General features: G+C 68.5%; 18 protein-coding genes, 1 tRNA gene and 1 pseudogene. 6 read left to right on the top strand and 14 right to left on the bottom strand.

All coding sequences use genetic code 11. The features are described from left to right. A partial coding sequence (locus tag AC1DVT_RS08015; RefSeq protein ID WP_477388006.1) for an ABC transporter ATP-binding protein occupies window positions 1-404 on the bottom strand: 404 nt, incomplete at its 3' end. A gap of 137 nt (window positions 405-541) precedes the next feature. Here AC1DVT_RS08015 and AC1DVT_RS08020 point away from each other — a divergent pair. Continuing rightward, a complete protein-coding gene (locus tag AC1DVT_RS08020; protein WP_457099630.1) occupies window positions 542-1342 on the top strand; it encodes a FadR/GntR family transcriptional regulator in 801 nt (266 codons plus the stop codon). Continuing rightward, window positions 1339-1836: pseudogene (locus tag AC1DVT_RS08025) on the top strand (cache domain-containing protein); the annotation flags it as partial. The gene AC1DVT_RS08020 and the pseudogene AC1DVT_RS08025, both read left to right, overlap by 4 nt. Window positions 1837-2100: 264 nt before the next feature. Here AC1DVT_RS08025 and AC1DVT_RS08030 read toward each other — a convergent pair. The 11 genes from AC1DVT_RS08030 to AC1DVT_RS08080 are packed head-to-tail and all read right to left on the bottom strand — an operon-like array spanning window position 2101 to window position 14432. Next, the gene (locus tag AC1DVT_RS08030) at window positions 2101-3270 is read right to left on the bottom strand and encodes an extracellular solute-binding protein (RefSeq protein ID WP_477388008.1); all 1170 of its coding nucleotides are present in this window, start codon (window positions 3268-3270) and stop codon (window positions 2101-2103) included. A gap of 33 nt (window positions 3271-3303) precedes the next feature. Further along, on the bottom strand, window positions 3304-4815 hold the full coding sequence (locus tag AC1DVT_RS08035; protein WP_477388010.1) for an aldehyde dehydrogenase (NADP(+)): 1512 nt from the start codon (window positions 4813-4815) through the stop codon (window positions 3304-3306). Further along, entirely contained in the window at window positions 4812-5996 is a 1185-nt protein-coding gene (locus tag AC1DVT_RS08040) for a fumarylacetoacetate hydrolase family protein (protein WP_477388012.1), read from the bottom strand. Before AC1DVT_RS08040 ends, AC1DVT_RS08035 begins: the two co-directional genes overlap by 4 nt. Window positions 5997-6030: 34 nt before the next feature. Then, the gene (locus AC1DVT_RS08045) at window positions 6031-6804 is read right to left on the bottom strand and encodes an enoyl-CoA hydratase/isomerase family protein (protein WP_477388014.1); all 774 of its coding nucleotides are present in this window, start codon (window positions 6802-6804) and stop codon (window positions 6031-6033) included. Next, window positions 6801-8021 carry a CaiB/BaiF CoA transferase family protein gene (locus AC1DVT_RS08050; RefSeq protein WP_477388016.1) on the bottom strand — a complete coding sequence of 407 codons (1221 nt, stop codon included), beginning with the start codon at window positions 8019-8021 and terminating at the stop codon, window positions 6801-6803. The genes AC1DVT_RS08045 and AC1DVT_RS08050 overlap by 4 nt, the downstream gene beginning before the upstream one ends. Further along, complete coding sequence (locus AC1DVT_RS08055; RefSeq protein ID WP_477388018.1) at window positions 8018-9094, bottom strand: Gfo/Idh/MocA family protein; 1077 nt, start codon at window positions 9092-9094, stop codon at window positions 8018-8020. Before AC1DVT_RS08055 ends, AC1DVT_RS08050 begins: the two co-directional genes overlap by 4 nt. Beyond that, complete coding sequence (locus AC1DVT_RS08060; protein ID WP_477388019.1) at window positions 9091-10059, bottom strand: MBL fold metallo-hydrolase; 969 nt, start codon at window positions 10057-10059, stop codon at window positions 9091-9093. Before AC1DVT_RS08060 ends, AC1DVT_RS08055 begins: the two co-directional genes overlap by 4 nt. Then, on the bottom strand, window positions 10059-11210 hold the full coding sequence (locus AC1DVT_RS08065; RefSeq protein ID WP_477388021.1) for a mandelate racemase/muconate lactonizing enzyme family protein: 1152 nt from the start codon (window positions 11208-11210) through the stop codon (window positions 10059-10061). Before AC1DVT_RS08065 ends, AC1DVT_RS08060 begins: the two co-directional genes overlap by 1 nt. Next, window positions 11207-12112 carry a carbohydrate ABC transporter permease gene (locus AC1DVT_RS08070; RefSeq protein WP_457099640.1) on the bottom strand — a complete coding sequence of 302 codons (906 nt, stop codon included), beginning with the start codon at window positions 12110-12112 and terminating at the stop codon, window positions 11207-11209. The genes AC1DVT_RS08065 and AC1DVT_RS08070 overlap by 4 nt, the downstream gene beginning before the upstream one ends. Further along, on the bottom strand, window positions 12105-13052 hold the full coding sequence (locus AC1DVT_RS08075; RefSeq protein ID WP_477388023.1) for a carbohydrate ABC transporter permease: 948 nt from the start codon (window positions 13050-13052) through the stop codon (window positions 12105-12107). The genes AC1DVT_RS08070 and AC1DVT_RS08075 overlap by 8 nt, the downstream gene beginning before the upstream one ends. Then, entirely contained in the window at window positions 13053-14432 is a 1380-nt protein-coding gene (locus AC1DVT_RS08080) for an ABC transporter substrate-binding protein (protein ID WP_457099642.1), read from the bottom strand. It abuts the gene before it with no gap. A gap of 128 nt (window positions 14433-14560) precedes the next feature. Between AC1DVT_RS08080 and AC1DVT_RS08085 the strand changes: the two genes are divergently transcribed. Next, window positions 14561-15304, top strand: coding sequence for a FadR/GntR family transcriptional regulator (locus tag AC1DVT_RS08085; RefSeq protein ID WP_457099643.1), 744 nt, complete (start codon window positions 14561-14563; stop codon window positions 15302-15304). Window positions 15305-15313: 9 nt separating this feature from the next. On the opposite strand, the gene dcd is transcribed toward AC1DVT_RS08085, so the two are convergent. Further along, complete coding sequence (dcd, locus tag AC1DVT_RS08090; RefSeq protein ID WP_477388026.1) at window positions 15314-15919, bottom strand: dCTP deaminase; 606 nt, start codon at window positions 15917-15919, stop codon at window positions 15314-15316. Between the two features lie 95 nt (window positions 15920-16014). Between dcd and AC1DVT_RS08095 the strand changes: the two genes are divergently transcribed. From AC1DVT_RS08095 to AC1DVT_RS08105, 3 genes are all read left to right on the top strand, one after another. After that, window positions 16015-16088: transfer RNA gene (locus AC1DVT_RS08095), tRNA-Gly, on the top strand. A gap of 100 nt (window positions 16089-16188) precedes the next feature. Beyond that, the gene (locus AC1DVT_RS08100) at window positions 16189-17397 is read left to right on the top strand and encodes a tyrosine-type recombinase/integrase (RefSeq protein ID WP_477388028.1); all 1209 of its coding nucleotides are present in this window, start codon (window positions 16189-16191) and stop codon (window positions 17395-17397) included. A 471-nt stretch (window positions 17398-17868) separates the two neighbouring features. Then, window positions 17869-18222 (top strand): hypothetical protein, encoded by a 354-nt coding sequence (locus AC1DVT_RS08105; RefSeq protein ID WP_477388030.1) that lies wholly within the window; start codon window positions 17869-17871, stop codon window positions 18220-18222. Between the two features lie 60 nt (window positions 18223-18282). Here the strand turns inward: AC1DVT_RS08105 and AC1DVT_RS08110 are convergent. Next, the coding region (locus AC1DVT_RS08110; RefSeq protein WP_477388032.1) for a hypothetical protein at window positions 18283-19113 on the bottom strand (831 nt) is incomplete at its 5' end.

Raw genomic sequence — 19113 nt, forward strand, 5'->3', positions numbered from 1 at the left:
GGCTTGCGCGCGGCCATCTGCTCGAGTCGCACGGCCTCGAGAGCCTTCATCGCCCGCTCGCGGCGTTCTGCGCGTCCGACGCCCCGGACGCGCAGTCCGTACGCGACGTTGTCGAGCACGGACATGTGCGGGAAGAGCGCATAGTCCTGGAAGACCGTGTTGACGTCGCGATCGAACGGGGCCTTCTTGGTCACGTCCTGGCCGAAGRGCTCGATGGTTCCGGCGCTCGGCTGCTCGAAACCGGCGATGAGGCGCAGCACCGTGGTCTTGCCCGACCCGGACGGTCCGAGCATGGAGAAGAACTCGCCGGCAGCGATCTCGAGGTCGACGTGGTCGACGGCGGTCACCGCTCCGAACTCTTTGGTGAGGCCGTTCAGCCGGATGGCAGGCTGCAGGTCGTTCATAGACGATCTCCTTCGATTGTCGAAGCAAATTTAATCATATGGATCCATATGTCAAAAGGGTGGCGACCGTGTTACGGTCGTGTCACGGTTGGGGAGGAGGACCTTCCCGATCGCTCCGCATCTGGGAGAGATCCGCCATGCCGCACGCGACAGGACGAGTCGACGCCGCGCGCGCCGTCGTGTTCGCGCCCCTGGATGGCACCGGCCGGGCCGAGCTGGTCGAGCAGCGGCTGACCGACGCGATCGTCAGCGGAGTTCTGCGCGACGGCGAACGTCTGCCCAGCGAGTCCGACCTCTCCCGCAGTCTCGGCGTCGCACTCGTCACCGCGCGCGAGGCGCTCGAGGGCATGCGCGACAAGGGCCTGGTGCGCACCCGGCGCGGCCGCGACGGCGGCAGCTTCGTCACCTACGACCGCGAGAGCGCGGGACGGATGCTGGAGTCCCGGCTTCGGGGGCACAGCCGCATCGAGCTGCGCGATCTCACCCTCCACGTGGGCGCCATCGCCGGCACCGCGGCCGAAGGCGCCGCGGACCGTGCGACCGAGGACGACCTCGAGGCCCTGGTGGCCATCGACGAGCAGGCCGACCTCACGACCGCCGGAGGTGCGCGACGCGCGGTCAGTCGCTTCCAGCTCGAGGTCGCCGCGATCAGTCAATCCCCGCGGCTTGTGCACGAGGAGATCCGGCTGCAGGGCGAGGCCGGGCCGCTGCTCTGGCTCTGCCTGCGCGAGCAGGAGTACCGTGACCGCAGCAGATCCGCGCGGCTCCACGTGATCCGGGCGATCCGCGACGTCGACCCCGACACTGCTCGCCGGGAGACCATAGCCCACGTGACCGGTGCGTTCGAGTGGCTCATCGACGAACGGGCGCGACTGGAAAGAGCCGCTCTGATCGTCGCCGACGCGGCATCCGTCTCCCGCCGAAAGGAATCCGAATGAGCGTCACGATCAGCACCTCTGCGATCGGCGTGGCCACCTCGGTCGCCGACACCTTCGATGCCCTCTTCGCCACGATCGACGGCTGGCGCGACGCGCTCGCGGCTCAGTTGTCTGCGGGCGAGCCGCTGACCGCGGGATTCATCGACCCCGTCGTCGAGTCCTTCGCCGTGCCCGCGCTCGAAGCAGATGAGCTGATCACCGGGGCCGGATTCGTCGCCGCACCGGGGGCGCTCGCCGACGCCGAGTGGCATCTGGCGTGGTGGCTGCAGGGACAGGATGCGCCCCGCCGGCTCGCGACCATCGACGACCCCGCGCACGAGCAGTTCCGCGACTACACCGCGCTCGAATGGTGGCGCGTGCCGGCCCGCACCACCGCACGCCACCTCACCGGCCCGTACGTCGACTATGTCTGCACCGACGACTACGCCGTCACGATCACGACGCCGGTCATGCACGAGGGGCGCATGATCGGGGTCGTCGGCATCGATGCCCTGGTCGACCGCCTCGAGCATGAACTGCTGCCGGTGCTGCGCTCGAGCGGCGGCGCGGCGACGATCGTCAATGCCTCCGGGCGGGTCGTGACCTCGACCGATGCCCGGCGCGAGCCGGGGTCGCTGCTGCGCCTCGACGGACTCGCCGACGCGCTGGCAGACCACCGCGCCGGCCGCACGCAACCGCGCGCGCTGCCTACGGGCGCAACGCTGCTCGCCTGCGGGACACGTCACTCAACCTCGTCACCGGCGTCTGRGCAAGCCCTCTCAGAGCCCGCCACTCTCCGCCGCGCCTGCGCCGGCGCGTGGATCGACCAGCCACTCCTCGACGCCTTCGTCGAGGCGCCCACGCAGCTGGTCGTCGGTGAGACGGCCCAGCAGCGCCTCGGTCACGAATTCGGAGAGCGCATTCTGCAGCTCGATGTAGTGGACGAACCTCGGCCGCACGTACGCACCCTCGAGCGTTGCCCGCGTGCCGCGGAAGAAGTCGAGTGAGTCGGCGTTGGTGCGGTCGCTGTCCCACGCCACGGCGTTGCCGGGCTGACCTCCCCCGTCGTAGTAGACACCCTGCTGCACCTCTGCCGAGTCGAGCCAGAAGGCGTAGGCGATCGCCTGGTCGGCATGCTTCGTCAACGCCGAGACCGCGATGCCGGCACCGCCGAGGATCGAGCCCCGTACGCCCTCGCGCGAGGACGGGATGTCGGTGTAGGTGAGGCGATGCGACCGGAAGCCGGCGCGGCTGTAATTGTTGTAGCCGTACAGCAGGGGCGCGTAGGCGAACCGGTCACCCGTGCTCAGCGCATCCGCCGTCTGGATCGGGTTCCACGTGCTGTTCTCGGCGGGGACGAGCGCGGCCAGCCGGCGCAGCGTCTCCATCGCCTCGGCGAGTCCATCGGCGCTGAGGAAGACGCCGGGCGTACGCATCGGCTCCTCGCCATTGCCGGACGCGACCGTCACGAGGCTCGAGAACGAGTCGACGGGCTTGTGCGGCCACAGCACGCGCCCCTGTTCTGCCAGGGCGAAGACGCCCGCCCAGCCGCGGGGCGGCTCGGGCAGCAGATCCGCGCGATAGGCCGCGACCTGGGCCGCGGCATCCGTCGCCAGCCCCCACTGGCCGCCCGCGTGCGCGTACGTCGCATGAGATGCGCCCACGGACTGCTTCGCCAGCACGGCGAGTTCGTCATCGTGCCCGGCACCGTCGAGACGTGCGAACAGGCCGTTCTCGGCCGCGAACGGGATGTGCGGATGGTCGATGACCAGCAGGTCGTACTCCTCGACGAGGGATTCGAGCGGCTGATCGGCGAACGCCTGGAGCGAGCGCTGGTCCCAGCGGACCTCGACGTCGGGCGCGACAGTGCGGTAAGTCGTGGCCGCGGCTGCCACGCTGCCGTAGCCGCGGGCGTGCTCCCACGTGATGCCTCGGAGGACTGTAGTCACCGTGTTGTTTCCCTCTGTGTTGCGGGTGAGTGGCTAGGCGGATGGCAGCGTCAGCACGCCGTCGATGCGGCGAGGGATGTCGCTCGCGCCGTCGCGGAGCTCTTCGGGCAGCGCGTGCGCAGGCGCATCCTGGTAGGCGACCGGGCGCAGGAACCGGCGGATGGCGCTCACGCCCACCGAGGTGTGCTGCGAGTTCGTCGATGGCCAGGTGCCGCCGTGGTGCTGAGCCCACGCCACGCGCACGCCGGTGGGGTAGCCGTTGAAGACGATGCGGCCGGCACGGGGGACGAGCTCACGGACGAGTTCATCGGTCAGCACGGCTTCGCCGGGCTGGGAGTGGATCGTCGCGGTGAGCGAGTCGGGCACGGCGTCGAGGGCGCGCAGGACATCGGCGACGTCCCGGTAGCGCGCCACGACGATGAGCGGACCGAAGGCCTCTTCGGTCACCTCAGGGGTGACATCCGCCGCATCGATCTCCAGCACCGTGGGCGACGCGCGGAACCCCTGCGCCCCGTCGTCCTCGCCCAGCCCGATCACCCTGGCGCGGCCGTGTTCGACGAGCCGAGCCCGGATCTCTCCGAAAGATGCGCCGATCCGCGCGTTGAGGAGCACCTGAGGCGGCGCGGCGGCAGCCCGCTGCGCCAGCCCGGCGACGATGGCGTCTCCATCGCCGTACGGCACGAACGCGACGCCCGGCTTGGTGCAGAACTGGCCCGAGCCGAGGGTGAAGGACCCAAAGAGCGCCTCGGCGATCGCGTCGCCCCGCTCCCGCGCGGCACCGGGCGTCACGACGAGTGGGTTCAGGCTGCTGAGCTCGCCGTAGAACGGAATCGGCTCGGGTCGCTGCTCGATGATCGCGAGCAGCGCGCGACCGCCGTCGAGGGATCCGGTGAAGCCCACCGCGGCGATGCGTGCGTCGGCAACGAGTGCGCGGCCCGCGCCGGTGCCGAAGACGATGCCGAGCGCGCCCGCGGGTGCGCCGTGTGCCCGCGCCGCGGCGGACAGGGCCGCATGGGTGGCCGCGGAGGTCTCGGGGTGTGAGCCATGAGCCTTGACGACTACCGCGTTTCCGGCGGCGAGCGCAGAGGCGGTGTCGCCGCCTGCAACGGAGAACGCGAACGGGAAGTTGCTCGAGCCGAACACGGCGATGGGCCCGATCGGGATCAGCATGCGCCGGAGGTCCGGCCCCGGCCCGATCGGAGTGTCGCCGGCGTGATCGATGGTGGCCTCGAGGTAGCCGCCGTCGCGCAGGGCTTCGGCGAACAGCCGGAACTGGAAGGCCGAGCGGCCGACCTCGCCGGTCAGGCGCGCGACGCCGAGTCCGGTCTCCCGATCCGCGATCGCCACGAGCTCGTCGCGATGATCTTCGAGGGCCGTGGCCAGGGCCTCCAGGAGCCCTGACCGCCACGCGCGGCTCGTCCAGCGCAGGTCGTCGAACGCCACGGCCGCCGCGCCGACGATGGCAGCGACATCCGCGTCGGTGGAGGCCTCGATGTCGGTGGCGCGCGTCTCACCCGTGCGCGGATCGGTGGTCGTCAGCGTCATCGGAGCAGGCTCCGCTTCGCGAGATTCTCGAACAGCGCGGCGATGCCGAACGTCCACGGCTCGATCTGCTCGCTGAACCGCACCCGGTTGGTGAGGGCGCCGAGCCGGGGTTCGGCGATCCGCACGATGTCGTCGAGGTGATGGGTGAACCCCCGGCCTGGCTCGTCGCGGTCGTCCACCGGTGCGAAGAGCGTCCCGAGGAACAGCACGAAACCGTCGGGGTACTGATGATGATCGCCGATGACCTGGGCGACGATGTCGAGCGGATCCCGAGCGATGGCCGAGAGCGGGCTCTGCCCCACCATCGAGAAGCCATCGGCACCCTCCACCGCGAGGGTCACGACCGCCGTGCGCACATCCTCGATCCCGTACGAGGCGTCGAACAGCCGCAGGAACGGTCCGATGGCCGCCGAGCCGTTGTTGTCCTTGGCCTTGGGGAGCAGCAGCGCCGAGCGGCCCTCGATGTCGCGCAGATTGACGTCGTTGCCGAGCGCCGCGCCGACCACTTCGCCGCGCGACGAGACGACGAGCACGATCTCCGGCTCCGGGTTGTTCCACTGCGACGACGAGTGYACGCCGACGTCGACGGCGGTGCCGACCGACGCCAGCACGGGCGCCTTCGTGAAGACCTCGGCGTCGGGCCCGATGCCGACCTCGAGGTACTGGCTCCACAGTCCTCGTTCGATCAGCGCCGCCTTGACGCGCGCGGCTTCGGGCGACCCGGGCACGAGGGTGTCCAGTTCGCCCCCGAGCGCCTCGGTGATCTCGGCGCGTATGCCGAGCGCGGCATCCATCTCTCCGCGTGCGCGCTCCTCGATGATCCGCTCCAGCATCGAGATGGGGAACGTGACCCCCGCGGCCTTGACCACCTGCAGATCGATGGGCGAGAGCAGCCACGGCCGCCCGAGATCGCGCGTGTCGGGTGCGGTGTTCGCGAGCAGTTGATCGAGCGATCCGAGCAGGGGACCGGATGCCGCGGCCACCACCGCCGCCGGGTCTGGCGTCTCGGTCACCGCGCGCATGGTGGCGAAGCTCGCGCTCAGATCCACCACGCCCTCGGCGCGGATGGCGACGACGCTCGGGCCGCCCACGGCGGGATCCCACGCCCGGCCGACGAGCACGCCCGTCGTGCCGTCGTCGGGGAGCAGGGAGTCGGTGTCGGTGGTGTGCAGGCGCGTCATACGCTCCTCATCTCGGAAAGGTCGCGAAGCATGGTCAACGGCGGTGGAAGACGCCGGGCCGCTTCTCGGCGAACGCCGCGCGACCTTCGTGGGCATCCTCGGTCGCGAACGTCACCGTCTGCAGGTCGCGCTCGTAGCGGATCGCGGCCTCCTGCGGCATGTTCGCCGCAGCGTGCAGGTTGGCCTTGGCTGTTTCGGCCGCGATCGGCGGCCGGGATGCGATCACCTCGGCGAGCGCGCGAGCGCGCGGCAGCAGCTCGCCCGGCTCGGTCACCTCGCTCACCAGTCCCCAGCGCAGCGCCGTCGCGGCGTCGATGGGCTGCCCGGTCATGAGCATCACGGCAGCATTGCTCGGGCCGATCGACGCAGCCAGGAATGCCGCCATCCCGCCCCCTCCGATCCAGCCGAGGGTGATCTCGGGGGCGGCGAACGTGGCGGTCGATGAGGAGAGACGGATGTCGCAGCTCAGCGCCGTCTCCAGGCCTCCGCCGAACGCGTAGCCGTTCACCGCCGCGATCACGGGCTTGCGGCACGCGCGAATGGCGTCGCAGTAGTCGGTGCGGTTGCGAAAGTCCCACGGGGTCGCGTACTTGTCGAGCGTGCGGATGTCGCTGCCCGCGCAGAACGAGCGCTCGCCCGCACCGGTCAGGATGACGACGCGAACGGCATCGTCATCGTTGAGCGCCTCGATCACTTCGACCAGGCGGTCCGACATCTCCTGAGTCACCGAGTTGAGCTTCGCGGGTCGGTCGATGGTGATGAGCGCGACCGCGCCCTCGACCTCCACCAGCACCCCTTCGTCGCTCACTTCGCCACCCCGATCGCCGCCGGGGCTGCCGCCGCGCCACTGGCGATCAGATCATCTATGGCGGCGGGCGCATATCCCGCTTCGGCGAGCACCYCGCGCGTGTGCTCTCCGACGAGCGGAGCACCGCGATCGACACGCGGGGGCGTTCTGCTGAAGCGGTACGGGAAGCCCGGCGTCTTCACGTGCCCCTCGGTCGGGTGGTCGTACTCGACGAACGTGCCGTTGTGGATGATCTGCGGGTCGGCGACGAGCTCTTCGTACCCGTAGACCGGTYCGACCCACATCCCGGCGCCGCCCAGCGTCTCGAGCCAGTGCTCGGTCGGCCGCTCCAGCAGCTTTGCCTGCACCAGCGACGACAGCTCGTCGCGCTTGGTCCATCCCTCGACTTCGGCCGCCCAGCCCTCGAAGGCGGGCTCTCCGATGAGACGACCGAGCTGCTCGGGGTCGGCGAACGCGAGCGCGAGGAAGCCGTCGCTCGTGCGGAAGACCCCATATGGCGCGCGGATGTACACGTGGGCGTGCGGCTCCTCGCTGCGCTGCTGGGGTTTGCCGCCGACCGTGAACACCGAGAGCTCCTGCATCTGCAGGGTTGTGACGGCGTCCAGCATGTTCACCGTCACCAGCTGGCCCTCGCCGGTGCGCTCCCGGTGCAGCAGCGCCGCGAGCACTCCCTCGAATGCGGTCGACGCGGTGACGGCATCGGCCAGGTACTGCCCGGCAGGGGCCGGCGCGTCGCCGGCGCGGCCGTGCGAGAGCATCGCACCCGACATGGCCTGCACGAGCAGGTCCTGGCCGGGCCGGTCGCGGTAGGGGCCGTCTTCGCCGTAGCCCGAGATCGAGACATAGACGATCTTCGGGTTGATCGCGCGGAGCGACTCGTAGTCCACGCCGAGCCTCGCAGCCACGCCGGGCCGGTAGTTCTGCAGGAAGACGTCGGCGGTGGCCACCAGGGTGCGCAGCGCGGCCTTGCCCTCGGCGCTCTTCAGGTCGAGGGCGACCGAGCGCTTGTTGCGGTTCAGCGAGAGGAACGACACGTTGATCTCGTTGCCCGCCGCCCCGCCTGCGGCGGCGAAGCGCTGCCATTCGCCGGCGGTCGGCTCGATCTTGATCACGTCGGCGCCGAGGTCGCCGAGGCGCTGGGCCGCGAAGGGTCCTGCCATCGCAATGGAGCAGTCGAGCACGCGGTAGCCGCTCAGCACTGCGGGAGTGTCGGTCACGGGATGTCCTTCGGGTCGGGGGCGATGGCGACGGTCGCGCCGCCCTGCGCCGACGAGCGCAGCAGGGCGTCGATCAGCTCGACGGAACGGGCGGCCACCCGCGCGTCGGAGTTGTTCTCGTCGCTCACGCCGGTGATCAGGTCGATGAAGCGGTTCGGCGGCGCGATGCACTCGTAAGCGCCGGCGCCGGGCTCGATCGCGAGCTCCTCCCGCACGCCGTCGTAGCGGTGCAGCCACATGCGCTCGCGTTCGGTGTCGAGCATGAGCACGCCTTCGGTGCCGAACAGGCGGATGTCGACCTGGTACGGCTCGCCGTCGGGAAGTGTTGCGGCACCGGAAAGGGCGCCGAGCGCGCCGCCCTCGAACGTGATGACGCCCGCGTCGAAGAGGTCGACGGCAGCGCCGCCGAGCGACACGCGCCCGGCCACGGTCGCGGCCCGCAGTCCGGTGAGGGAGAACAGCAGGGCGCTGGAGTGGGTGATCTGGCCGTGCGCGTAGCCGCCGCCGCGGGCGGGGGACTGCCACGTGGAGACGTCGGGCGCCGAACCCGTCTCGGAGTCCCACAGCTGCATGATGTCGGCCGGGTCGCCGGCGAACAGCCCACGGGTCGGCGATGCCATGTGGCAGAGGACGTGCTGGATGTCGCCGATCAGACCGTCGGCAAGCAGCCGGTGCGCGTGCACCGTGAAGTCCTTGTAGTTCCAGCCGTAGGGCACGAGGAAATGCACGCCTTTGCGCTCCACCCGTTCGACGAGGTCCCACGCGGCGCGCGGCTCGAGGGTCGTCGGCTTCTCGACCTGAACGTGCAGGCCCCGCTCGATGGCGGCGACCGCGTTGTCGTAGTGCAGGTCGTGCGGTGTCGTGATGATGACCGCATCGAGGTTCTGGTCGAGCAGCTCGTCGTAGTCCTCGGTCGCCATGCCGAAGCCGAACTGCCGCTGCACCACATCGAGCGACGGCCCCTTGCCGCACACGCCGACGAGCTCGACATCCGCTCGCCCCGCGAGGATCGGGAAGTGGTTGCTCGTCGCCCACCACCCGGCGCCGACGGCACCGATCCGCACGCGACTCACGCGGTGGCCACCCTGCTCCAGCGCCGCCGTCCGCGGCGTCCCACCTCTTCACGCACCGCGCCCGCGTCGCGCATCCGCTCGAGGTTGCCGGTCACCGGGAAGACGGCATAGTCGAGCGCGCCAGGGGCCCAGGGGCCGAGCCGTGCACCGGCGGCCCGGACGAGTTCGAGGGTCGTGAGCCCGCTGTCGGCGTGCGCGAGCAGGTCCGTCAGCACCTCGTCGATCTCGTGCGTGTAGCGCTCGCTCTCGTCGAGGAACGCGGCCGCGGCCGGTCCCTCGTAGATCGGATAGTGGGCGGTGAGCACCAGATCGACGTCGAGGGCGCGGAACGCCTCGATCGAGGCGAGGTACGGCCCGACATCCCGGTACGTCGGCGGGAAGGCGGCGCGGCCGTCCGCGAACGGCACTGTCGTGCCGAGCGTCGCATCGCCGATCGCGACCGCGCGGTTCGCGGGATCGAACACCGCGACATGTCCGGGCGAGTGGCCGGGAACGTGCAGCACGCGCACCGATCGCCCGCCCAGATCGAACTCCTCGCCGCCTGCGAGCGCGACATCCAGAGGCACGAGATCGGTCACCGACCGGAGGTACGCGGTCGTCTCCGGCGGGTCGTCGAAGCCGTCGGTGTCGCGGAACTCGCCGTACCGCTCGTCGATGAGACGCTGCACGTCCTCGGTGAGCCCCTGGTCGAGACGGTGCGCCATGACCTGCACGTGCGGCAGGGCGGCCTTGAGGGCGCCGTTGCCGCCGGTGTGATCGAAGTCGCAGTGCGTGTTCACCGCCCATCGAACGATCGCCGGGTCGATGCCGGCGCTCTCGAGGTAGGGCAGGAACGTCTCGGTGATCGATTCGCGGATGCCGGTGTCGACGAGCAGCGCCGACTCGGTGCCGACGAAGAGGTACAGCGCGACGAAGCGCTCGCCGAGTGGCGCCTGAATCCGGTGCAGGCCGGGCCGCAGCTCCATCAGCGCTCCACACCGTCGAGCACGACCCGCAGGCCGGCACRCTGCGGGCGGTGGTGCGGGCCGGCGGGGCTGCGCCATCCGTCCGCCGTGGCGGCCGTTGAGATCGCGGCTTCGTCGATGCGGATGCCGCCGCCTGGCTCGTCGCCGATCACGATGCCGCCGTCGGCGAACTCGTGGTCCACGATCACGCCTGGTGCGAAGTCGAGCGCCTGCACCTCGGTGGTGAGGTGGTTCGGCACGGCCGTCATCGCCGCAGCCACCGCGGGGTTGGCGTTGTAGCCGACCGGGCTGATCGGCAGGTCGCGCGCGGCCGCGACGGTGGCGAGCCGCAGCATGTGCGTCACGCCCCAGACCGCCCCTGCCTGCACGATGTCGGGCGCGCCGGCATCGAACAGGGGGCGGAACTGATCGACGCCGGTGAGGTTCTCGCCGGTGGCGACGGCGGTGCGGATGCCGGCGCTCAGCCGGGCGTGACCCACCGCGTCCCAGCGACGCAGCGGCTCCTCCACCCACAGCAGGTCGACGTGCTCCTCGAGCGCACTCACGTAGCGCACGGCCTGCTTGACCTGCCACGACTCGTTCGCGTCGAGCATGAGCCCGGGCCGCGACGTGTTGCGGGCCAGCACCTCCTCGAGGATGCGCAGGCGCCGGAGGTCGGCATCCGGATCCAGTCCGCCCTTGAGCTTGCCCGCGACATAGCCGCGGTCGGCGAATGCGCCGTAGAACGTGGCGATCTCCTCGTCGCTCAGCGCGATGTCGAGCCCCGACGCGTAGGCCGGCACGAATCGATCGCGGCCGCCGAGCAGTCGCCACAGCGGCTCGCCGGCGAGCTTGGCCTTGATGTCCCAGAGCGCGGCGTCGATCGTCGCGACCCCGCCGTACGTGGCTCCGGCATGACCCGACTTGAAGACCGCGGCGAGCATCCGATCGAACAGTGCCGAGACGGCCCGCGGGTCCTCGCCGAGGATCGCCGGAAACAGCCGGTCGAGGTCGGCGTGCGACCCGATGCCGACACCCTCGACCCCTTCGTCGGTCTCGATGATGAGGATCGGCACCTCGGTGACGGCATCCTCGATGTGTCCGTTGACATCGCCGACCGCTCGACGCCACTGGTGCCGAGTCGACAGTGTGCGGTACCCGGTGATCTTCATTCCTTGGTCCCCCCGGCAGTCATGCCCTCCACGAGGAATCGCTGGGCGAAGAGGAAGATGATCAGGATCGGCGCCACCGACAGCAGGGTCGCGAGGGCGAGCGTGGGCAGCTGGATGACGATGCTCGACGTGGTCGTGGGGTTGAACGCCGGCACATTCGACAGCAGGTTCGCGAGACCCACCTGCACCGGGATCTTCGTGCCGCCGACGACCAGGAACGGCAGGAAGTAGTTGTTCCAGTTGCCCACGAAGCTGAAGAAGCCGACGAGGGCGATCACCGGGGTCGCGAGCGGCATCGCGATCTTCGTGAAGACCCGCAGTTCGCCCGCGCCATCGATGCGTGCGGCGTTGAGCAGGTCGCGCGACACCGCCGTCGAGAAGTAGATGTACGTGAGATAGACGCCGAACGGGAAGAACGAGAACGGGAGGATGACGGCCAGCGGGTTGCCGATGAGGCGCACCGCGCTCAGCTCGAGGAAGATCGGCAGCACCAGCGCCGTGTTCGGAATGAGCATCACGATGAGGGTGGTCACCAGCAGCAGGCGCCGGCCTTTGAACTGGACCAGCGCGAGCGCGTATCCGGCCGGGATGCTGATGAGCAGCGTCAAGGCGAGAGCCGAGAACGAGTAGACCACCGAGTTGCCGAGCCAGACGGTGAACACCCCGCTGCCGAACGCGAACAGCTCGTTCCAGTTGGCGACCAGCTGATCGAACGAGCCGAAAGAGAACGGTCCGTTCAGCAGCAGCTGGTCGTTGCTCTTGGTCGGCGCGAGGACGAGCCAGATGATCGGCACGAGGAAGAACAGCGCGAACACGACGAGCAGGGCGACGACGAGTACTCGGGACACCCACTGCCCGGGCGTGAGGCCCGGTCGGGCGCGACGGACGGCGGTATCAGTCACTTTCGAACAGCCTTCCGCGGAAGATGAAGACGGTGGACAGACCCAGCGCCACGACGAGGAGCATGAGCGAGATCGCGGCGGAGCCCGAGAAGTCGCCCTGCCGGAAGGCGTAGAGATAGGCCAGCTGGTTCAGCGAGTAGTCCTCGGGAACGACGCCCTTCGTCGCCTGCGAGAGCACCTTGGGCTCGACGAACAGCTGCACTCCAGCGGCCAGCGACATGATCGCCATATAGCTGATCCACTTGGTGAGCATCGGCAGCTGGATGTACCACGCGGTCTTCACCGCGCCTGCCCCGTCGATGCGAGCCGCCTCCATCACTTCACCCGGCACGTTGTTGAGCGCGCCGTACATGATCACGATCCAGCCGCCCGCTCCGGCCCAGAAGGCGATCACGGCGAAGACGACGGGGAGATTCTCGACCGCCACGACGTTGACGAGCTTCTCGAACCCCATCGCATGGAGGATGCCGGAGACCGGGCTCACGGTCGGGTCGAGGACGAACAGCCACAGCAGCACGCTCGAGGCGCCGGCGATCGCGCCGGGGATGTAAAAGAGGAAGCGCGATGCGCTGCTCAGCCAGCGCACGCGCACCGCGTGCACGACCAGCGCGAGGATCGTGACCAGCACGAGGAGGCTGATCAGCCAGAAGAACACATAGAGCGCGACGTGACCGACGGCGGGGAGGAAGCGGTAGTCGCCGATGACCTTGACGAAATTGTCGATCCCGGCGAACTGGCCGTTCTTCGTGAAGGAGAGGTAGACCGCGTACAGCGTGGGGAAGATCCCGAACGCCAGGAGGAAGAGGGTGTACCCGGACACGAAGAGATAGCCGTAGCGCGCCTGGTGGCGCCCGGCCGCTCTGCGCGGCGCCAGGGCGCCCCGGCGCCGGCCACGAGGGCCGGCGCCGGAGGCCGTGACAAGGGTGACGGTGTCGGTCACTTACTTGACCGTGTAGCCGTTCACGGTCGCTTCGTTCTCGAGCTCCTTCTGCCATGCCGGCAGGAGGGACTCGATGGTGTCGCCCTTGGCGATCGCCGGGATGACGACCTTCGCCCACGCGGTCTCGGGGCTCCAGCTCGTGACGTTCCAGCCGTCCCACACCGAGCCGGCGGCATCCGTCATGACCTGCTCGAAGTCGTCGTTGACGAAGTAGCCGGTCTCCGCCTGCTTGGCGAGCCAGCCTTCTGCGGCCGAGGCGTATGCCGGGTAGCCCGACGACAGCTCGACCTGGAACTCGTCGGAGCTGGTCACGAACTCGAGGAAGGTCTTGACCGCGGCGAGGTTCTTGGAGTGGCTGGAGGCGTACCAGACGCCACCGCCGACGTTGCCCGCGGCGACGTCTCCGCCGTCCCACTTGAGCGGGGCGCTGACGCCGATCTGGCCGGCCGGAACCGCGAGGCCGCCCTGGAAGATCGCACCCGTGTACCAGACCGGCCCGGGGACGCCGACGAGCTTGTCGGCGTACTTCGAGTTGAAGTCTGCGCTGAAGAAGCTGTCCTGAACCAGCGTGCCGTTCGCCAGCATCCCGTCGATGATCTTCGAGATGTTGACGGCGTTCTCATCCGAGGTGTCGGAGTGGAACACGTCAGCCTCAGGCGACTGGAACACCGGCGACTCGGATCCGCCGTAGTAGACGTACGTCATGAACGAGTCGCCCATGCTGCCGAGGATGTAGCCGGGGTGCTCGGCGGCGAGCTTGTCGCCGAGTTCGCCGTACTCCTCCCACGTGGTCGGGACGTCGTAGCCGAACTCATCGAACAGCGACTGGTTGTAATAGAAGACGGTCTGCGCAAGGTCGTTGCGAAGCCCGTACTGCGTGCCGTCGATGGTCGTGATGCCGTTCGCGCCCGGGATGAAGCCGTCGAGGAAGTCCTGGTCGAGGAAGCCCTTGTTCAGGGGTGCCGCAAAACCCTGCTCGCCGTTCGTCGTGTCCTTCGATGCCCAGATCGCGTCATTCTGCTGAGTCGAGAAGACGACGTCCGGCCAGCCGTCGCCGGCCTGGTCCATGAGGGTGATCTTGCTCTGGAACGACCCCGAGCCTCCGGCGTTGCCGTCGTAGGTCTCGAACTCGATCGGGACGTCGGGGTTGGCCTTCTTGAAAGCCGTGACGGCCGGCTCGCGCGCGGCATCCACCCATACGGTGATGGGGCTGTCCTTCACCTGTTCGGCGGTCGTGAAGCCGTACTCGCTGTCGGCTGCGCTGTCACCGCCCCCATCGCTGCCGGAGCAGGCGCTGAATGCCAAGAGGCCGACGGTGGTGGCTGCCACCACCGAGAGTGCCCGTATGGCGGGGCGGAAAGCGGACGATTGCTGTGACATAGCGCATCCTTACTGATCGGCGTCACTGACGACAGATGTCGGGCGGTTGTTATTACATCACACGTATGATGTATTAGCAATGATCCGATGAGGCGATCGAGGGAGAACCCGATGGATAGGCTGTCGCCATGATTCCCGATCGGCAGGGCGTGCCGACCATCTCCTCACGCGAGAAGGCGCCCCGCCTCGGCGTCACGGTCGTCGCCGAGCTCGTCGATGCGATCGTCCGCGGCGACCTGCCGCCGGGTGCGACGCTTCCACCCGAGTCCGTGCTGTGCGAGCAGTTCGCCGTCAGCCGCACGGTCATCCGCGAATCCGTCAAGCGCGTCGAGGAGAAGGGGCTCGTGACGGTGGCACAGGGGCGAGGAACTCAAGTGGCTCCCGTCACCTCGTGGAAGATGGTCGACGAGACCGTGCTCGCTGCCCTTGTCGCGAACGACGCAACGCTCGGCACGCTCGACGATCTGAGCGTCGTGCGGGCCGCGCTGGAGGCGGTGACAGCACGGGATGCCGCGACCCAGCCCGCGCCCGAAGACATCGAGCGCCTCGGCGCGGCCCTTCAGCTCATGCGCGAGACGATCAAGGATCATGCGGAATTCGGCAAGGCGGACGTGGTCTTCCACTCCATCGTGGGTCAGATGGCGAAGAATCGGCTCGCGGATTCGATCGTGAAGACGCTCTTCGCCCAGGCGCTGGCGAGCACCCGTTATTCACTGCGCACCCAGCTCGAAATCACCCTCGGCGAGCACGAGGCGGTCTACGACGCGATCGCCGCCGGCGATCCCGACGCGGCCGAGCAGGCGATGCGTCGGCACATCCTCGACGCGTGGCAGCGCCGGCGACCGCCGCGAGCGCCTGACGTCGAGGCCTGACGCGAGGGGTCAGTGCCCGAGCGACCCCGCGTCTGAGATGCCGACGTCGGTGCGGTGGAAGTTCTGCGCCGAGCGGGACGCCGTCGGCCCCCGCTGACCCTGATACCGGTTGCCGTAGGGGCCTGAGCCGTAGGGCGCCTCGGCGGGGGAAGATAGCCGGAAGAAGCAGAGCTGGCCGATCTTCATCCCTGGCCAGAGCTTGATCGGCAATGTCGCGACATTCGACAGCTCGAGCGTGACGTGCCCCGAGAAGCCGGGATCGATGAAGCCTGCTGTCGAGTGCGTCAGCAGGCCGAGCCGGCCGAGCGACGACTTGCCCTCCAGCCGCGCGGCGATGTCATCGGGCAGCGAGACGAGTTCGAACGTCGAGCCGAGCGCGAATTCGCCGGGGTGCAGGATGAACGGCTCGTCCGGCGCGACCTCGATGAGGTGGGTCAGATCGGGCTGGTCGACGGCCGGATCGATGAAGGGGTACTTGTGGTTGTCGAACAGCCGGAAGTACCGGTCGAGCCGCACGTCGACGCTCGACGGCTGCACCATCCCGGGCTCCCAGGGCTCGAGCCCGATCCGCCGCGCATCGACCTCGCCACGGATGTCACGATCGGAGAGCAGCACGCGTTCAGCCTATGGGCTCCGGATGCCGCGGCGCGCGGTGCGCGGCATCCGCTCGTGCGCGTTTGTTATGCTTGCCGGGCGCCGAAAGGCCTGCCGGGGATGTAGTTCAATGGCAGAACTTCAGCTTCCCAAGCTGATAGCGCGGGTTCGATTCCCGTCATCCCCTCCACAAAACCGCGGAATTCCGCGGGACTCACGCCACAGCACACCACGTGACGCCACAGCTATGTGTGCACCTATGTGTGCACTAAAGCGAGTACATTCAGGGCATGCCAAAGGCTCGCGAACACGGGCAGGGCGCCCTGTTCTGGGTCGAGCCCCGCGGAATGTGGAAAGCGGTGCTCGACGTCGGCTTCGACCCGGAGACGGGCGCGCGCCTGCAGAAGGGGCGCTTCTCGAAGACGAAGGAAGGCGCGGTCAAGAAGCTCAACATGATGCTTCGCGAGCGCGACTCGCTGGGCATCGTGCTCGATCGCTCTACCAGAGTCCGCGAGCTCGCGGCGGCGTGGCTGGAAGACGTCGCCGAGCACGCCAGGCCGCACACGCTCGCCAACTATCGGTCGGCACTGAAGGCCAGCGTTCTTCCTTCGCTGGGCGACCGAATCGCGGCCGACCTCACTCCTGTGGACGTTCGTCGCATGCACAGCGCGATGCGCAGACGCGGCGTCTCGGACTCGACCGTCGCCGGAGCCCATCGAACGCTCGTCACCCTGCTCGAGTACGCCCGCTCGGAACGAGTCATCGCGGAGAACATCGCGGCGCTCACACCCCCACGGCGTACGCGTCCCGGCAAGGTGCGAGCGTCCTTGACGCGCGATGAGGCCAGGTCGCTACTTGCGCTATCGGACGCGCGATGGACTGTCGCGCTCCTCACCGGTCTGCGCAGCGGCGAGGCACGTGCGCTGCGCTGGGAGGACATCGACCTCGCAAAGGGTGTGGCCAGCTTGTCGTGGTCACTGACCGACGCGGAATTCACTCATGGCTGCGGCGGTTCGTGCGGCCGCAAGCGCGCGGGCGCTTGTCCCGAGCGTCGGCTGGAGCTCGCCCCGGACTTGGAGTGGGTACCACTTCAGGGCCGACATGTGCTGGTGCGCCCGAAGAACTCGGTGGCGCGCGAGATCCCACTCACCACCGCAATGATCGAGCAGCTGCGAATCCAGGCCGACGCTGACACTTCGCCTAATCCGCACGGGTTGGTGTGGCCTCGCACCGATGGCTCACCGAAGACGAACACCGACGACAACGAGGACCTGCGTACAGCCCTGCGAAAGGCCGGCGTCGACCGGCCCACCGCCACGACACACTGGCTGCGGCACTCCTACGTCACCCTCTCGGAACACGCGGGCATACCCTGGGCAGCGTTCTCCGGAGTAAGCGGGCACACCACTCCCGAAGCATCCGATCCCTATCGCCACGTGCTCACCGCAGAGGGACGACGCGCAGTCGAGAACCTTGCCGCCTGGGTCGACTCGCCGTAGTGTTCTCGCACCCAGGGCGATCCGCGGGCCGTCTCGGCCCGCCAGGTCTAACCGATTGAAAATCGTGAGGTCACGGGATCGACGCCCGTCGGAGCCACTGAAACCCTCTTCTGGCTTCTATAGGAGGGAGTTTTTTCGTTTCGCCTGGTCGGATGTGGTTTTGTACCACCGGCTCCCACTTGAACTACCTCTCATCGACGTCCAGAGACGAATCGAACGCGAGTGCGTTCCAGGGGCTTGTGCCGGGGATGTGCCGGGAACGCATCAAGATTCGGTAGCGCCAGCGGTTTCCATCTCGTCGAACCGGATCAAGTAGATCGGGAACGTGAACAGGGATGCGCCGCCATCTCTGGGCAATGTGTGATGCTCCGACGTGCCGCCCGCAAGCCGGTCCCTCAATGCGACAGCTCGAGCAGAAGCTGATCCTCAGTCGCACTGGTCGCACCCGGCGCTACGGCGTACGTTCCATTCATGAGCGAACGAATTGCGGACAGGGTTATCGTTCCTGACGTGGTTGGCGTGCCGTTCCATATCGGTCGAGAGGTTGCTGCATCTGCCGGTGTAACACTGGCGAACCCCGACGCGGACGGACCACCCATCGGTGCGCTGGCGTGGCCAGGGCTCTTCTACATCACCTCGCAGGACCCGGCGCCCGGAACCGAGGTCTACCGCTGGGACTCCGTCGCGGTTGAGATCGTTGAACACGGGGTCGCAGAGTCGGGTGCTGTGCGCATCGGTCAGACGCCGCCGCCCGAGGACTCCGCACATGCGATCTCGGAACCCGAAAGTTACGTGGATCTCACAGAGCGAGACGAGGGACTCTAGCTCCGAGTGCCGGCCTCTGCCGGTCCCTCAGCGGGCGGCTTCGATTGGTGGGGTGGCTGCCTAGCCCTCGTCCAGGAAAACGCCGATCTGCTCGCCTGCCTTGACGAATTGAAGGGCGCTGTCCGGGTAAGCAGCGCGTAGTTCCTCGGGGGCGTTGCTGTCGACGACCATCTCGACGGTGGCCGGAAAGGCTCCCACGCGGCACGCGGTGTACGCGAGCCCTGAGATTGACCAGGAGTTCTGGTCGATCTCCTGTTCCGCGGGGATCGCCGCGGTCGTGACGACGGCGAAGCAATCACCTGCGCYTCCGAGCATTCCGTTGGAGGTCTCGAACAGGGTCAGCCCGTGAAACTCCCACGCGCGGGAGCTTGGTCCTGCGCCGAACCAGCCGGGCGGGACTTCAACCCGCGGTGCGGGACGCAGCGTTGCGATCTGGGGAGCGCCGCTTGACACCGATACGGGGGAGATGGCGAGCAGCCCATACGTGAGAGCAGTCGCGATGCCCGCCGCCGCGACGATCGAGGTCGCCCACATCAGTCGAACACGCCACGACAGCCGCCGCCGCCGGGGCTCACCGGTGTCGTCAGCCGACGAATCGGCGACAAGTTCATCGGGATCGGCAGTTTGCGAGTGGTCAGGGTCGAGGGCGGCCGTGCTGTCATGTTCGCTCACCTGAGCCGCGGCGTCCGGCGCCTCAGCGAGTCCCTGATTCTCGGCGGACAGCGAGGAGTCGACTGCCGCAGACGTGTCTAGCGAGACGGGTGCGGGCACTCTGACGAGGCGTTCCAGTTCACGAAGACGCCGTAGCGCGGCCGAGTCCGTGCCGATGTCCGCCGAAGGACCGTACGCGCGGGAACGAAGAGTCTGAAGCTCGTCGGCGATCTCGGTGTC

The organism is Microbacterium sp. P2_F9, from assembly GCF_056403635.1.

Excerpts from the sequence above, each read along its gene's own strand:
- AC1DVT_RS08060 (WP_477388019.1), bottom strand. The coding sequence starts at position 10,059 with ATGGAGCTGCGGCCCGGCCTGCACCGGATTCAGGCGCCACTCGGCGAG.
- AC1DVT_RS08085 (WP_457099643.1), top strand. The coding sequence starts at position 14,561 with ATGATTCCCGATCGGCAGGGCGTGCCGACCATCTCCTCACGCGAGAAG.
- AC1DVT_RS08035 (WP_477388010.1), bottom strand. The coding sequence starts at position 4,815 with ATGACGCTGACGACCACCGATCCGCGCACGGGTGAGACGCGCGCCACC.
- AC1DVT_RS08080 (WP_457099642.1), bottom strand. The coding sequence starts at position 14,432 with ATGTCACAGCAATCGTCCGCTTTCCGCCCCGCCATACGGGCACTCTCG.
- AC1DVT_RS08105 (WP_477388030.1), top strand. The coding sequence starts at position 17,869 with ATGAGCGAACGAATTGCGGACAGGGTTATCGTTCCTGACGTGGTTGGC.
- AC1DVT_RS08020 (WP_457099630.1), top strand. The coding sequence starts at position 542 with ATGCCGCACGCGACAGGACGAGTCGACGCCGCGCGCGCCGTCGTGTTC.
- AC1DVT_RS08100 (WP_477388028.1), top strand. The coding sequence starts at position 16,189 with ATGCCAAAGGCTCGCGAACACGGGCAGGGCGCCCTGTTCTGGGTCGAG.